The organism is Desulfovibrio sp. (genome assembly GCF_035644575.1).
Lineage (GTDB): Bacteria > Desulfobacterota > Desulfovibrionia > Desulfovibrionales > Desulfovibrionaceae > Desulfovibrio.
In genome coordinates this window covers 1-14,712 of record NZ_DASQOG010000126.1, presented here as the reverse complement: position 1 = coordinate 14,712, position 14,712 = coordinate 1, and the positions used below count along the sequence as shown (strand labels likewise).

General features: G+C 61.0%; 12 protein-coding genes. 1 reads left to right on the top strand and 11 read right to left on the bottom strand.

Features of this window, described 5'->3' with window-relative positions:
* On the top strand, window positions 1-721 hold a 721-nt coding region (locus VEZ52_RS07270; RefSeq protein WP_324836234.1), incomplete at its 5' end, for a MerR family transcriptional regulator.
* Here the strand turns inward: VEZ52_RS07270 and VEZ52_RS07265 are convergent.
* The 11 genes from VEZ52_RS07265 to VEZ52_RS07215 form a co-directional block, all read right to left on the bottom strand.
* Window positions 722-1,318, bottom strand: coding sequence for a GDSL-type esterase/lipase family protein (locus tag VEZ52_RS07265; protein ID WP_324836233.1), 597 nt, complete (start codon window positions 1,316-1,318; stop codon window positions 722-724). It abuts the gene before it with no gap.
* Window positions 1,319-1,414: 96 nt separating this feature from the next.
* Window positions 1,415-2,503 (bottom strand): radical SAM protein, encoded by a 1,089-nt coding sequence (locus VEZ52_RS07260; RefSeq protein WP_324836232.1) that lies wholly within the window; start codon window positions 2,501-2,503, stop codon window positions 1,415-1,417.
* Between the two features lie 74 nt (window positions 2,504-2,577).
* Complete coding sequence (locus tag VEZ52_RS07255) at window positions 2,578-3,615, bottom strand: hypothetical protein (protein ID WP_324836231.1); 1,038 nt, start codon at window positions 3,613-3,615, stop codon at window positions 2,578-2,580.
* Window positions 3,602-4,672, bottom strand: a complete 1,071-nt coding sequence (locus VEZ52_RS07250) for an NAD(P)/FAD-dependent oxidoreductase (protein WP_324836230.1) — start codon at window positions 4,670-4,672, stop codon at window positions 3,602-3,604. Before VEZ52_RS07250 ends, VEZ52_RS07255 begins: the two co-directional genes overlap by 14 nt.
* Window positions 4,673-4,676: 4 nt before the next feature.
* On the bottom strand, window positions 4,677-6,257 hold the full coding sequence (locus tag VEZ52_RS07245) for a lipoyl protein ligase domain-containing protein (protein WP_324836229.1): 1,581 nt from the start codon (window positions 6,255-6,257) through the stop codon (window positions 4,677-4,679).
* 145 nt (window positions 6,258-6,402) lie between these two features.
* Window positions 6,403-7,671 (bottom strand): (Fe-S)-binding protein, encoded by a 1,269-nt coding sequence (locus VEZ52_RS07240; RefSeq protein WP_324836228.1) that lies wholly within the window; start codon window positions 7,669-7,671, stop codon window positions 6,403-6,405.
* A gap of 3 nt (window positions 7,672-7,674) precedes the next feature.
* The gene (locus tag VEZ52_RS07235; RefSeq protein WP_240824232.1) at window positions 7,675-8,100 is read right to left on the bottom strand and encodes a glycine cleavage system protein H; all 426 of its coding nucleotides are present in this window, start codon (window positions 8,098-8,100) and stop codon (window positions 7,675-7,677) included.
* A gap of 30 nt (window positions 8,101-8,130) precedes the next feature.
* Window positions 8,131-10,176 carry a cytochrome c3 family protein gene (locus tag VEZ52_RS07230; RefSeq protein WP_324836227.1) on the bottom strand — a complete coding sequence of 682 codons (2,046 nt, stop codon included), beginning with the start codon at window positions 10,174-10,176 and terminating at the stop codon, window positions 8,131-8,133.
* A gap of 10 nt (window positions 10,177-10,186) precedes the next feature.
* On the bottom strand, window positions 10,187-11,776 hold the full coding sequence (lipA, locus tag VEZ52_RS07225) for a lipoyl synthase (RefSeq protein WP_324836226.1): 1,590 nt from the start codon (window positions 11,774-11,776) through the stop codon (window positions 10,187-10,189).
* A gap of 106 nt (window positions 11,777-11,882) precedes the next feature.
* Window positions 11,883-13,247: a dihydrolipoyl dehydrogenase gene (gene lpdA, locus VEZ52_RS07220; RefSeq protein WP_324836225.1), complete on the bottom strand. Its 1,365-nt coding sequence runs from the start codon at window positions 13,245-13,247 to the stop codon at window positions 11,883-11,885.
* Window positions 13,248-13,313: 66 nt separating this feature from the next.
* A complete protein-coding gene (locus tag VEZ52_RS07215; protein ID WP_324836224.1) occupies window positions 13,314-14,684 on the bottom strand; it encodes a dihydrolipoamide acetyltransferase family protein in 1,371 nt (456 codons plus the stop codon).
* Window positions 14,685-14,712 lie beyond the last annotated feature (28 nt).

Genomic DNA, 14,712 nt, shown 5'->3' with positions numbered 1-14,712 from the left:
GAAATACTACAAGCAGATGGGGTTCAACCTCAGCGAGATCCGCGCCGCTTTTGAAGTGGGCAGCAATACCTCGCTTTCCGCGCTGCGAAAAATATTCATGAGCAAGATTGAATTGTTGCAGCAGGATGAAAAGCTGTTGTTCCTGCGGCTTACATCTGTGCGCGACTGGCTTGAACTGCTGCACGAAGCGGAAATTGTGCTGGAAAACTGCCAGCAGAGTGTTTCTGTGAAGTATATTCCGCCGGAACGCATGCTTTTTATGGACCAGACCTTTGTTTTTGATATTAAATCTGCCATCATCAATCTTGATTTTACAAATTATGTTGAAGAGGTAGGTAACAATATCACCGGGCCGGTCATCATCAATTTTTCATCCATCGAAAACAGGGTGCAAAACGAGGAACAGCCCGTCAAACTCCTGCAAAGAACCGTGTTTCCCTGCGGGGAAGACAAAATGACGGATTATGGCGGGTACTTGGCGGCTAGCTGCTACCACATAGGTTCGCACGAAACCATCGGCAGCACCTACCGCAAATTGCAACGCTGGTGCGCCTCAAACAACTATCTTTGCGACAATGGCGCACACGAGCGCTACATTACCGACTTCTGGACCACCAACAATGATGCGCTCTTTGTTACCGAAGTGCTGGTCAAGGTAAGCCGCCGAGGGAGTGTCGTGCACACCCCCAAATTCCATTTCGACGCAGACGACGATCTGTAATCAGCCAAGTATGCGGGCCGCCTGCTGTGACATCAGCTCGTGGCCCGCTTCGCTTGGGTGCAGGCCATCTGTATAGAGTGCAGACAGCCTGTCAGGGGCATTGTCGTCCTCTGTGTCATCCTGACCGGAAAAACTCGCAAAAGTCTGCGAAAAATCCACGCATTGCAGCGAAAAATCCTCAGCGAGCACACGTAGCCACTGGTGCAGGACGGCGTAATCCGCACAGGCGCGCGGCAGGTCAACGCTGCCCAGCAAGGGAAAGGTTATGGGCGCATGTACGGGAATGGGCACTCCCAGCACCGGGCGCACCCGTGCGCTGAAGCTCTGCTGCACCAGCGCAAAAATATTGGCCCTGACGGTTCCAAGCCCGGTTCCCAGGGCCAGATCGTTGAACCCTCCCATTATCAGAACCGCGTCAGCGCCCGCCTGCACCACATGCTGGTGAAAGCGGGCCAGCATGCCGCCCGTGGTATCTCCGTTGATGCCGCAGTTACGCACGTCAATGCCCGTGCGCCGCGCCAGCAGGGTTGTCCATATTTTGGGGCGCGGAATGCCGTAGCCGTAAGTGAGGCTGTCGCCCAGACAAGCAATAATCATGTTTGCAGCGTATTCCCTTGTGGATGATCGGGCAATATTCGCAACAGGCGGCCCGCGCCAGCAGGGGCATACGGGCAAGGGCCGCCTGCGCCCGCATCAGGCGGGCAATCCCATTTGCAGACGGATGTGGCGTACATCCGCCTCTTCAGGTTTGAAAGGATAGTTGCGGATTCCCGGCCCGGGGCGTGAGTTGGCATAGGGGCGGTTGCAGGCCACCTCGCCGTCGCGCCCTGTGCAGCCGCAGGTGCGGAACGGATCGCCCGTGTCGATGATGGCGTCCAGATCGACCTTGGGCAGACCGTACCCCGTGAGAGCGCGGCGGTCATTATAGGTAAAGAACCGCTCATTGGCGTGGTCATTGTCAATAAGCCAGCGCGCCAGCTGAATGCGGCGGTACTGGTCAATGGGCGGCGGCAGGCGGTGCGCCAGCGGCGACCCCCCTTCGGGAAAAAACGAAAACAGGTGCGTGTTGCCGCCCATGTCGTGCACTCGCTGCATGGCGCGGCACATGTCCTGCTCGGTTTCGCCCATGCCCACCATAAAGTGCGCCCCGGCCATACCCTGGCCAAAAATATCCAGGCTTTCGCCCAGGCACTGCCAGTAGCGTTTCCACGAGTGCGGGCCACCGACCCCTGAACCCCGGTAGTGGTCAAACAGTTCGGGCGTGGCAAGGTCGATGGCTACGCCGATCTTGTCCGCTCCGGCCTCGCGCAGTTCCTCAAGGTTTCTGCGGGTAAGGATGGTGGGCGAAACCAGCATGGAAACGGGAATGTCGATGGCCTGCCGCAAACGGCGGCATATCTCCGCGGCATCGCGCGGGGCGCGGCTGTTGGTGAGCATGGAAATGCAGATGCGCTTGACGCGCTCCTGACGCCGCACAATGCCCGCCACGATTTCATCAACGGTAAATGCTGGCCAGGTCACGCGGATAAAGCTTTTGCTCGTGCTTTCTTTTTTTTCTTTTGCGCCAGAGAGGCCGCAGTAGGCGCACTTGGCAGCGCAGCCCGAACGGTAGGTCAGCAGCAGATTGATGCACGAAAGGCAGGCGTTGCGGTAGAAGGATCCGGGGGCGAAGTCGAGCGTCATGGCTGCGGCAAGGCTCATGCGCGCAACCTCGGGACTTTGGGGCTGTGCTTGCTGCCAGCAGGGCGGGCATTGGTTTTCAAGTTGGGTGGCTTGGCTCATATGTTGTCTCCAGCAAAAGTTATTGCGACAAGCGTTGTTGCGAGTAACATTTCGGGCAGGCGTGGCTGTGAGAGCTACCAGCCCTCTGTTCCCTCGCCCAGCAGCACCGAGCAGCAGGTTTTGCGAAATTCCGCCTGCAATCCCATGCGGGCAGCCAGTGCGGCGGCTTCGTGCGAGGGCAGGGCCATACGGTTGATGCCCGCCCGCAGCGACAGAACTTCCAGCGCGCTGGCATCACGCCTGGGGCGGGCGCAGCCAAGGCTTATCTGGCTCTGCGGTATAAGCTCGCGCGCGCGGATCACAAGGCCGCACACGCCGCGCGGGTCAGGCTGGCGCACGTTTTCCATGGCTGTGCCAGCAAGGTTCATGTAGGCCACGATCACCAGCAGCTCGGGTGGATGACGCGCCAGAATTTCCAGCGCGTGGTTTTCGCCCGCAAACCGCCCAAAATGCAGCCCCGCCACTATGTGCGGAACCACGGGCAGCTCTGCCGCGGCCAGAGCATCAAGGCTTTGTTCCAGCAGGCGGGGGCCGTCCGGCAGATGGTAAACGCTGGCATAGGTCTTTTCGCTGCCGATAACGTCAAGCAGGGCCTGATCCACGCCAGACCGGCGCAGGGCCAGAGCCGCGCGGTCGTCCACCATGCCGCAGTGCACGGAAATGTAGAGTCCGGTTTCCTGCTTTATGGCAGCAATAGTGTTGGTAAAATCCTGCCACGGAACTTGCCCGCGCCCGTTGCAGCCGCCGGAAAGCAACACCCCCTGTGCGCCCTGGGCCACCAGATCGCGGCATTTTCGCAACAGCCGTTGGGGAGAGCTGACGTCAGGCATATTGAGCAGCAGCTTGCCGCCGCAGTGGGCGCATTGCTGGCGGCAGTTGGCCCCGGTGATGGAAAGCGCCGGGTACTGCCCCTGCACGCCGTCGCGCACATACATGCCGGGCAAGTAGAACAGTATTTTTTTGCCGTGGATTTTCCACGAAAGTTCACGCGCTTCATTGAGCCGCGCAGTATCCCAGCGCAGTTCTGGCGGGATATCCGCCGACCACGATGAATAGTAGCCGCCGTATGTTCCTATGGCGGAATTTCCGCAGGATTCTTCAGCTTGCAGCATAGTATTCCCTGAATCCTATCCAGAATCTGTTGATGGCCTTGTCGAGCGCGCCCGTGTGCGCCTCCCAGAGCAGGCGGCGCTGATGTGCGTGCGACAGGGCGTCGCCGTAAAAATCGGCCCATTCTTCCTCGTAGCCCAGCAGAAGGCTCAGATCGCCCTCAAGAACTGCCTTGGCGGCCCAGCGGCCAGCCATTTCGCCCCCCACCACGGCCTGAAAAATACCGGCCCCTGTGATGGGATGGGTGTGCCCTGCGGCATCGCCTGCAAGCACAGTGTCGCCATACACGCAAGGGCGGGGCGATCCGGCGGGTATCCAGCCGCCTGTGAGGCCCAGCGGCCTGTCGGCCACAAGGCCAAGCCCGGCCATGCCGCGCACAAAGCGCCGCAACGCCCAGCGCAGGCCCGGCGTGCCGGGGGTGGACAGCATGCCAAGGCCCACGTTTGCCACATTGCCCTTGGGGAAAACCCAGGCGTAGCCAGCGCGGATGCTTTCATCAAAATAGATGTGAGTATGTTCCAGATGTTCCAGCAGGGGCAGACGCACCTGAATGGACGGCAGGCAGTGCGGGCGAGGCAGGCCAAGCCAGCGCGCCACGCGCGAAACAGGGCCGTCAGCACCGATAACAACCTTGGCCGACACGCCCACAGTGGCGCTGTTCGGCGCGGACAGCAACACTTTGCCGCCCGCGCCGCCTTCGCGGCCAACAGCGGCGTGACCGGGAAGAATCCTCGCGCCGCTGCTCACGGCGGCGCGGGCAAGGGCCTGATCGAACATCTCCCTGTCGATCACGCAGCCGGGGGCGCTCATATCCTGTATGCAGCGGCCATGCAGAAAGCTGCGCATGCCCGTTGTGCGCTGCACGATGTATTCGTCCCCCACGTTGGCCTGCCCAACAAGCATGGCCGGGATGTATTCCGCGCAGCGCACGGGCCTGCCCACAATGCGCCGCCGCTCGGCAACAATTACGGAAGCCCCTGCCAAAGCCGCCGCCCGTGCGGCGCTTGACCCGGCGGGGCCACCGCCTACCACAAGAACATCGCAGTTGAGTACGCGCATGGGGCTACCTCCCGGCGTGGCCTTGCGCCTGCTGCGCTACGCGCAAAATGGAGTGCAGCAGGGGCATGTTCAGGCTTGTCTGGCTGCGGAACTGCCCCTGGTGGGCGGCTTCGCTCTGATCCAGCTCATAGCAGGTGGTGTTTTCTATATCTATGAGAATGCCGGGCAGGCCCATGCGGTCAAAATCTTCCGCATGTTTGATGTAGAAGGGCTGGCAGCAGCAGCCGATAAAGGCGGACACGCCTTGCCCCTTGAGCTTGCCCAGTTCTTCCATGAGATCTTCAAAGTTGGTTATGCAGACCGTGCGCAGTTTGCGCTCATGCCCCAGAGCCCAGGCTTCGCCCACAGAGCACTCGCCGCAGGCGCGGCAGGCCTTGGTAAAGCGGAGGTCGCAGTCCTTGAGTTTTGCGCAATAGGGCAGCAGCAGGGCTTGCGGCCCGGCGGCCAGCACCTGATCAAAATTGCCGTTGGTGGTGAAGATGCGGTTGCAATGTTCAATGGGGATGCCGTGACGGGCAATGGCGGCTTTTTCCATGGCCATGCGCAGGGGAATGCAGATGTCTTCCGCGTTCATGTCTGGTATGGCGATATGCCCTTCATTGAAAAAGTCGTGGATGATGGTGCAGAGGTGCTCCGTATTCAGGGGCTGTCCGCGCAGGGCCGCCTCAAGGTCAAAGAGGGCGCGAGCGGGAAAAGACAGGAAGTCACCGGTAATAAATACGTTTTTGAGCACACGGCGCGGCATGTTGAGCTGCATGGTCACGCGCACAAGGCCGTAGGGCGATTTGCGCGCGCCCTGCACCACCTCTGTTTTTTCATAGGTGGGGCGCACCATGTCTATCCATTCCTGCGACTGAAAATAGGGCAGTCGCTCGGCAAGCTTGTCTTCCTCCTCGGCGGTCAGGCCGCCGGGCACAAGATTTATGCCCATGTGCCGCTCAAAGGCATTGGCAAGGGCAGCCTTGATATCGGCGCTGGCGGGTACATGCCCAAGCTCCCACGCCAGACAGGTGACCCGCTTTTTGACGGAATCAATCTCCTTGGCTTTCAGCTTTTCCACTGGCACGCGCAGGCATTTGAGCATGGTTTCCACGTCAAAATCCACCAGCAGCGTACCCTGAAAGAGAAATGCCGCGTCGCAGTCCGTGCCGCCGGTGCCGGATATCTTGCGGCCCGCCACTTCTATGTCGTTGCGGGGGCGAAATGCTGCGTCAATGCCCATGCCGCGCAGGGCCGTGACGGTTGGCTCGCACAGGCGGCGGAACAGATTGGCATTGGGAATGCCCACGCCAAAAAAGGCCTTGTCGCAGATAAGTTCCCAGCCGATCTGGTTTTCATCAAACAGCAGGCCGCCGCCGCCCGTAATGCGGCGGTTGATGTCGATTCCCTGCTCGCGGCAGTAGGAAAGGCGTATTTCTTCCTGAAGGGACTGGTGAAAGCCCACCAGCACCGTTGCCGGTTTGAACTGCAAAAAGCGCAGCGTATCCTGTGAGCGGCCACTGCCGCGAATTTCAAGCAGCACCTCGTCAAGGGCCATGTTTTCCGCCGCCGTAAGCGGCGGCAAATCAAGCAATCGCCACTGCATATGCGCCTCCTGATCGGGTATACACGCCTCTTGCGGTCGGGGTTGTCCTTACCGCGTCTATACCCAGTTTGTGCTGCGTTTTTTTCGCGGCTGCGGTTCATGCCGCCCAGTTCTGCCCGCCGGGAATTATGGTTTGCCCTAGCCGTCAAGCCGGGGCAGTTGCCGCTTGAGCCGCTTCCGCCGCACTGGCGGCCCTGGCTTTTGCCTCACTGGCGTGCGCCTGGAGCGAACGGGCCACAAGCTGGCTCATGTCCAGCACTTCTATGTTCACCTTGTTACGCTTGGCATAGGTGGTCATGGTGCGCACGCACTGCTGGCAGTTGGTCACAATGGCCTGCGCACCGGTGCGCACGGCTTCTTCCACCTTGCGCTTGGACATGGCCGCCGAAAGATCTGGGTCGATCATTTCCAGGTTTCCGCCGCCGCCGCAGCACAGGCAGTGCCGCCGGTTATGCTCCATTTCCACAAGCTTCAGGCCGGGAATACGCGCCATGACTTCGCGCGGCTCGTCAAACACGCGTCCGCCGCGCCCCAGATCGCAGGGGTCGTGGTAGGTCACTGTCATGGGCAGCTCGCCTAGGGGCAGCCTGTTTTCAAGCACAAGCTGCATGACCATTTCAGAGGCATGCGCCAGCTCGAATTCCGGCGGATAGGATTCGCGCCAGATCTGGTAGCAGGAGGGGCAGGTAAACACGACCTTGCGCGCGCCCCGCGCCTTCACGGCCTCAACATTATGCTTGATGATGGCGGGCAGATCAGCGCTCTGTCCGGAACCCACAAGGGGGAATCCGCAGCACCATTCATCGCCGGCCATGATGGCGAAATCCACGCCTGCGGCTTCCAGAATTTCCACAAAGGCCATGGGTATTTTTTGCGCCAGCGGAAAGTACGCGCCCACGCAGCCTGTAAAATAGACCACTTCTGCCCTGGCTTTCTGCCCGCCGCCCTTGGGGGGCTTGCGCATGTCGTCCACCCAGTCGCCGCGTTCGTCGTTGTCTTCGGCAAAGACGTTGTGGCTGTCTTCAAGGTTGGTGCGGATCATGCGGATTTTTTCCGGGGCGTCGCCCGTGCGCGAAAGTTCTTCGCGCAGGGCGAGCCACAGATTTTTGAGGGGCAGGCCAGCGGGGCATACTTCCTCGCAATCGCCGCAGAGCGAACAGCGGAACACAGAAGTGCCGTACTCCTTGAGGCGCTCCGGCGTGGCCACGGGTTCGCGCCCCAGCACTTCGCCCAAGGCCCGCCAGAAGAAATTGCGGTCGCGCAGGAGCTTTTTCAGGTTGTCCATACGCACCTGTGCCGAAAGATCCGCATCGCCCGATGCCGCCACCGCCGGACATACTGTCAGGCACTGCCCGCATTCGGTGCAGGCGTCGAGCGCCATGCGCTGTCGTATGCTGAATGCTGTGTGACGCATGATTTAATCCTTTTTGAACTTCTTGATGTCCTCTTGCAGCCAGGCTTCAAGAACGTCCTTGCCACCGTGAATGAGGGTATTTATCTGGCTCATGTCGGCGGGCTTGATCCTGTACATCCAGCCCTTGCCGTAGCAGTCGCCGTTGATGAGGGTTGGGTTGGCCTCCAGCTCCTCGTTGACTGCGGTGATTTCGCCGTCAGCGGGGCTGTAGACGGTGCCAAGCCATTTGCCCGATTCCACCTTGGCAAACTTTTTACCGGCAGTGACGGCCTTGCCCACAAAGGGCAGCTGCACAAACACGATCTGGCCCGCCAGCTTTTCGGCAAAGTCGTCCATGCCGATGACCAGCTCGTCGCCGTCCACGCGGGTCCAGAAGTGGTATTGGTCGTAGTACAGTTCCTCGGGCATGTTGTATCCGGCAATTTCCATGATTAACTCCTTAATGTGATGGTTTAGGCCTTAGTGGCGGCCTCGAATGGCCTGAACAAGCAGGAACAGGGGAGCCGTGAACATGTGCCGCAACTGGCTGAAGGGTATGTAGGTCACCGTCAGCGCGGTGAGCACTGCATGCACATACCAGCCCCAGCCGTAGACCCGTGCCAGCGTCGCCTGCCCAAGAGGAGCAAGGCCCAGTGCCAGCACATGCCCGGCAAAGGCATAGCCGCTGCCCTCGGGCATGCCCGTGAGGGCGATGCGCATGCCTTCAAGCACAAAGCCTGTCAGCGTAATGCCCAGCAGCAGATACAACGCAAGCCAGTCGTGGCGCGGCGCGTTCGCGGCAGCGCTTTTTTCACGCCGCCACAACACGGCGGCCAGCAGCAGGCCCAGCAACAGGGCAAGCCCGCTCAGGTCAAAGAGGAAAGCGCCTACCCCCCAGTTTTTATCCAGCAGCAGCCAGGGCCATTCTTGTGTGGGGGACAGGAGCGACCCCGTCAGGCCCAGCAGGCCCCAGACAAAGCGGAACAGGAAGGGGAAGAATATGAGAGCATGCACGGCCCAGCGCAGGGGGGATTCGCGATAGAGCCGCCGTTGCAGAAATACGTCGCAGCACAGGGCCGCCCAGCGGTTTTCCGCGTTTGCATGATGGTGCGGCGCGGGGCAGCCGTGGCTTTGGCCCGTTGCGGCATCAGCAGCCGTATCTGTAACCTTTTGTGGCGAGCCCTTGCCCAGATTGGCGCTGGAGATCCAGAACAGCGCCATACCGACAAAGACCAGCACAAATACGCCAAGACCGATCTGACCAGGGGTGTCCTGCACGCTGAACGTGGCAGCGTGGCACCCCATGCAGAGCACGCTCTTGGGCGGCAGTATGGCGTTGGCAGCGCCAACCTTGCCGTTGCCCGCAAAGCCGTTTGTGGAGCCGCCAGAATCTGCGCTCCCAGCCACGGTTGCGGCAGGGGCGGCGCTGTGGCAGCGCATGCAGGAGGCTGTGCCGCTGGCAAGCGTCATGGAATGCACGTTGAGCGGCCCAGGATTGACGGTAAAATCAACCTTGCCGTCCTTGAGCACCGGGGTGACGCCGGAAAGGTGGCATGCTCCGCAGCTCACATTGCTGTGGGCGTCGTGGATTTTCTTTTCGTCATGCCTTGTGTGGCAGGTGAGGCAGTTGACGCGCTCCTGCCTGTTGTGAGGATAGCGTGCCGCATCCTTGTGGCAGGTGAGGCAGTTCATGTCGCCGTGGGTCATGGATTTCATGCCCTCGACGGAAATTCTGGGCATGCTCCCCGCAGGCGCGGCAGAGCTTGATTCCGGCCCGTGGCAAGAGAGGCACATCACCGGCCCCTGCGGTTCCTTGCCCTTGTTGAAGGCTACAGGCGCAGCTGTGGAACGGCCCTGAGTCTTGTCGGCTGAGATTGCCGCGCCAGCGGCTACATCACCAGCTGCCCCACCAACTGGAAGCATGCCCTTGCCGGTCTTGAGTCCGTGGCAGGAAAGGCAGGCGGCTACATCGGGCGCTGGTTTGGGCAGATTTGTCTGAGCCTTGTGGCACACGCCGCAGGATTGGCTCATGTCGCCCGCAGGGCGCAGGCCCTTGGCTCTGGCCTCGGGCGCGAGAACATAGTGCGGGTTGTGACAGGTAACGCAGTTGTTGTAGTCCTGCGTTTTCATTATTGGTTTGCCGCCGTGCGTACCCTTTGCCAGATTATCTTCAACTTCGCCGTGGCATTGCAGGCAGGTCTCCCGGTCAAATGCCGTACTGGCGGGCTTGTTGAGTTTGTCGGCCCGTGGGTGTTGGTGGTCGGCCTGCTCGGCGTGGCAGTCTGCGCACGACATGTTGGCGTGGGCAGAGGCGTGGAAGCCGGTTTCATCTATAAACCACGTTCTGCCCGGTCTGACGGCTGTGCTTTGCTGGCCGTCAGCCGCATGGGCGGGCAACGCAGCCGCCAACAGCACGATACAGGCGGCTATCATGCAGGCCGCAACAGCGTGGGCCGTCAGCGTCCGGGCCGCCGGAAACATCGGGGCAGCCATGGTCGGGCCGCATTTGTGCATCCTCAGCTTCATACCATTCTCCTCAGCGCGCTTCGCAAGTATGGGCAGCCAGCGGGGCCGCGTCTGTCAGGCTGGTCAGCATTGCCTCCGCGCGGTACGAACTGCGCACCAGCGGGGCGGAAGCCACGCCCGTAAAGCCCATGGCAAGGGCTGTTGCCTTCCAGTGGTCAAATTCGTCAGGGGCCAGATGCCGCGCCACAGGCACGTGCGCGCCCGAGGGCGCAAGATATTGCCCAAGCGTCAGAAAACGGCAGCCGTGCGCCAGCAGATCGGCCAGAGCAAGGCGAATTTCGCTCCATGTTTCCCCAAGACCAAGCATGATGCCGGATTTTACGCGCAGACCTTGACTGGCAGCGTAGCGCAGCACTTCCAGCGAGGTTTGATAGCTGGCCCCTGGGCGCACCTGAGCAAAAAGCCGCCGCACGGTTTCAAGGTTATGGTTGAACATGTCGGGGCGGGCGTCGCACACCGCATCAAGAGCGTTGCGGTCGCCCTGAAAATCCGGCACCAGCACTTCAACGCTGGTCTGCGGGCTTGTGCGGCGTATGGCCCTGATGGTGCGCACAAAATGATCCGCGCCGCCGTCCGGCAGGTCGTCCCGTGTAACGGAAGTTATGACCGCGTGGTGCAGACCCAGCCTGTGCACGGCCTGCGCGACGTTGTCCGGCTCGGATGGATCGAGGGGCGCGGGCGCTCCCTTGGCAACGGCGCAGTAGCGGCAGCCTCGGGTGCATCTGTCGCCCATGATGATGAAAGTCGACGTGCCGCGCGAATAGCATTCGCCCTTGTTGGGGCACTGGGCCTCCTGACACACGGTGTGCAGGTTGAGATCGGCCAGCATGTTCTCCACCGGGCGTATTCCGGCATCAGGCCGCAGGGTAACGGTCAGCCAGCCGGGGCGGCTTGCAGCCAGGCCTGTGCGGGGCGCAAAATCAAATTCGTGGGCAAATGCCCGAACAAAGCGGCGTGAAACTTCGGCAAGATCAACCTGACTTCCCAGCTCGGCTGCCATGGAGGTAATGCGTTCCGTAGGATTGCCGCAGGGGGTGATGAGGCGGAACCAGTTTACATCGGTATTCACGTTCAGGGCCATGCCGTGAAAGGTCACCCACTTGCGCACTGCCACGCCCACGCTGGCGATTTTGCCGCCGTTTACCCACACGCCGGGGCCGTGAACGCCCAGTTGCGGCTCAAGCCCAAAGGAGCGCACCACCGAGGCGATGGCTGCCAGCAGCTTTTCCATATACAGGTGCAGGTCTTTTTGCCGCAGGCGGATAACGGGATAGGCCACAAGCTGGCCGGGGCCGTGAAAGGTCGCCATGCCGCCGCGTTCCACCCAGTAGAGGCCCACGCCCTGACGCTGCAACTGTTCCTCGGCCACATGCAGATGGGCCGTTGTGCCGCCGCGCCCCATGGTGATGACGGGTTCGTGCTCAAGCAGCAGGAGGGTGTCGTCCACGGCGTCGCTGACGCGCGACTCCACGCGGCGCTTCTGAAAGTTCAGGGCTTCGCCGTATTCGATGCGCCCCAGATCCAGCACCTCCAGCGGAACAGGCTGGCCGGGCGTGGAGCTGGCATCGGTATCTGGCTGGCAAACGGGTAAGGCGGACATGGCTGCTTCCTTGTGATGCAGATCAGTTCAAGCTTGTTTACGGCGGGGGGCCGGGGAGGCCTGTACCCCGGGCCCAACGGCACCCCCGCCGGTTCCTTCAATGGCGTCAGCCCCGCTTGGGCAGGTACAAGGCCCACCCGGCGGCATCGCGCGCGGCATCGACAACAGTTTCGCAAAAGGCCGGATGCACGCGGAAGCCCTTGGCGAACTCGCGCACCGTGCATTCAAGCTGCATGGCAAGCACCGCCTCGCCGATCAGCTCGGAAGCATTGCTGCCCACAATGTGCACGCCCAGGATTTCGCCCGTGTCGGCATCGGCAACCATCTTTACAGCGCCGTCAACTTCACCGCGCAACATGGCGTAGCCGTTGATGGAATATGGAAAACCACCCACTTCAACCTCATAGCCCTTGCGTTCGGCCTGTTCTTCAGAAAGGCCCACGGAACCCATTTCCGGGCTGCCCCAGATGGCGCGTGAAACAAGGTGGCAGGGGAACTTTGCGGATACGCCCATGCTGTTTTCCGCCGCGCAGATGCCCATGGCAGAGGCCGCATGGCTGAGCATCCAGCCGCCTGTGCAGTCGCCAATGGCAAAAATGCTCGGGCAGGCTGTGCGGCACTGCTGGTCAACGGCTATACCGCCGTCTTCATTGAATTTAACTCCAAGCGCTTCCAGCCCAAAATTACTGGCAACGGGTTTGCGACCAGATACCAGCACCCTGTCGGCCTCAACGGTCTGTTCCTTGTCGCCGCTTTTGAGGGTGCAGGTTTTGCCCGCAACATTGACGAGAGTGTGGCGGGCAATGATCTGCACGCCGCGCTCGCGCAGGGACTGGGACATGCGCTGGCTGGAATCCTGATCTTCGTCAGGCAGAATGCGCGGGCCGGGCACGGCATAGATGACCTTGCTGCCAAGGATGCTCAGCAGGGTAGCCATTTCAACGCCGATATAGGTGGGGTCGGTAATAAGCACCGAGGCCGGGGCTTCCGTCATGTCCAGCAGCTGGTCGGTGGTAAAGGCGGCCTGATCCAGACCGGGAACTTCCGACTTTGCAAGGGTGCTGCCCGTGGCGATGATGATGCTCTTGGCCTCAACCTTTTTGCCCGCCACATCCACAGAAGTGGGCGAGGTCACCACAGCCATGCCGGGGATCACGTCCACTCCGTTGTTGGCGAGCAGCGCTTCCATACCCATGCGGATATCGTTGGAAACACCCTGCTTGCGGGCCAGAACTGCGGTAAAATCCAGCTTGCCCACGGTGAGCTCCAGACCGAATTCGCCAGCCTTGCGCGACTGTTCCAGCAGGGTCGCGGCGCGCAGCCATATCTTGCTGGGAATGCAGCCGCGCATAACGCAGGTGCCGCCCATGTTGCCGCCTTCCACCAAGGCAACCTTGCCCTTGAGCTGCGAAGCGCGAATAGCCGCGGCATAGCCGCCGGGGCCGCCACCTATGACAACTACATCGTACATTGTGTTCTCCTGATCTGTGCTGGTTGCAGTATGGGCGCGGCATTGCCGCAGCCCGCCGGGAACGCCCTAAAAAAGCAGCAGAGCCGGTTCCGCCAGATATTCCACAAGCGTTTTCAAAAATTCAGCGGCGGGTGCGCCGTCTTCAACGCGGTGGTCAAAGGTAAGGCTCAAACCCATCATGGAGCGGGCCACCACGGCCCCCTCGCGGATAACGGGTTTTTCCACCACGCGGCCTACACCCAGGATTCCCGTTTCGCCGGGCTTGAGAATGGGCGTGAAGAAATCCACCACGGAATGCGCCATGTTGGTGATGGTGAATGTGCCGCCGCTCATGTCGTCGGGCGTAAGTTCGCCCTTGCGGGCGCGACCAGCCAGCAGGCGGGCTTCCCTGGCTATTTCAAGCAGGGTCAGTCTGTCCGCGTGGTGCAGCACGGGCACCATCAGACCCTCGGGCAGTGCCACGGCAACGCCCATGTGCACCTCGCCGTGACGGGTGATGGTTTGCCCGTCAAAGGTGGCGTTCATGCGCGGGTGCTTTTTCAAGGCCTTGGAAACGGCCAGAATGAGCATGTCGTTCATGGAAAGGCGGAAGTCTTTGTTCTTTTTGTTGCGGGCCTTGAAGTCGTTGATGATGTTTACGCAGGGGGTAACATCCGCTTCGCTCACAAGGGTGAGCTGGGCGGAGTTTTGCAGGCTGCCCAGCATGTTGTCGGCAATGATCTTGCGCATGCCTTCCATGGGCACGGAGCTTGGCTCGCTGCTGCAAACAGCGCTGTCGCAGGTTGACTGAGACGCATTTTGGGCCGCTGCGGCGAACTTTTCTGGGTGCAGGACGCGGTCAACATCTTCACGCACGATCTTGCCGCCTTCGCCAGTACCTGTGAGGGTGGAGATATCCAGCCCTGCCTTTGCGGCCACGGCGGCGGCAAGGGGCGTGATCCTGATTTTGCCGATAACTTCGTGACGGGCCAGCACATCGTGTTCAACAATGCGGCCTCCGGGGCCGGAACCTGCGACGCAGCCAAGGTCAACGCCAAGTTCACGCGCCAGCCGCCGCGCGGCGGGAGACGCTATCCCGCCAGTGCTAGAGGGTTGCACGGCGGCTGACGCGTTGGTTTTTGCGGGCTTGGGCGCGCCCGCTTCCGCCACAGCGGAAGCGGGGGAGTCAGACGCGCCTTCAACCCGGGCGATTGTTTCACCAGGTTCGGCCAGAATGCCAAGCACGGCGCCCACGGCCACTTCCTGTTTGGGCTGCACCATAATCTGGAAGAGCACGCCGTCGGCGGGGCTTTCCACCTTGTTGGTGATCTTGTCGGTTTCCACTTCAAACAGATCATCGCCCTGCTTGACTGCGGCGCCTTCGGCCACAAACCATTTGGAAACCTTGCCGGTCTTCATGGTCAGACCAAGTTTCGGCATGGCAAGTTCTATGCTCACTGCTGTTCTCCTGCGATGTTGTGTGTTG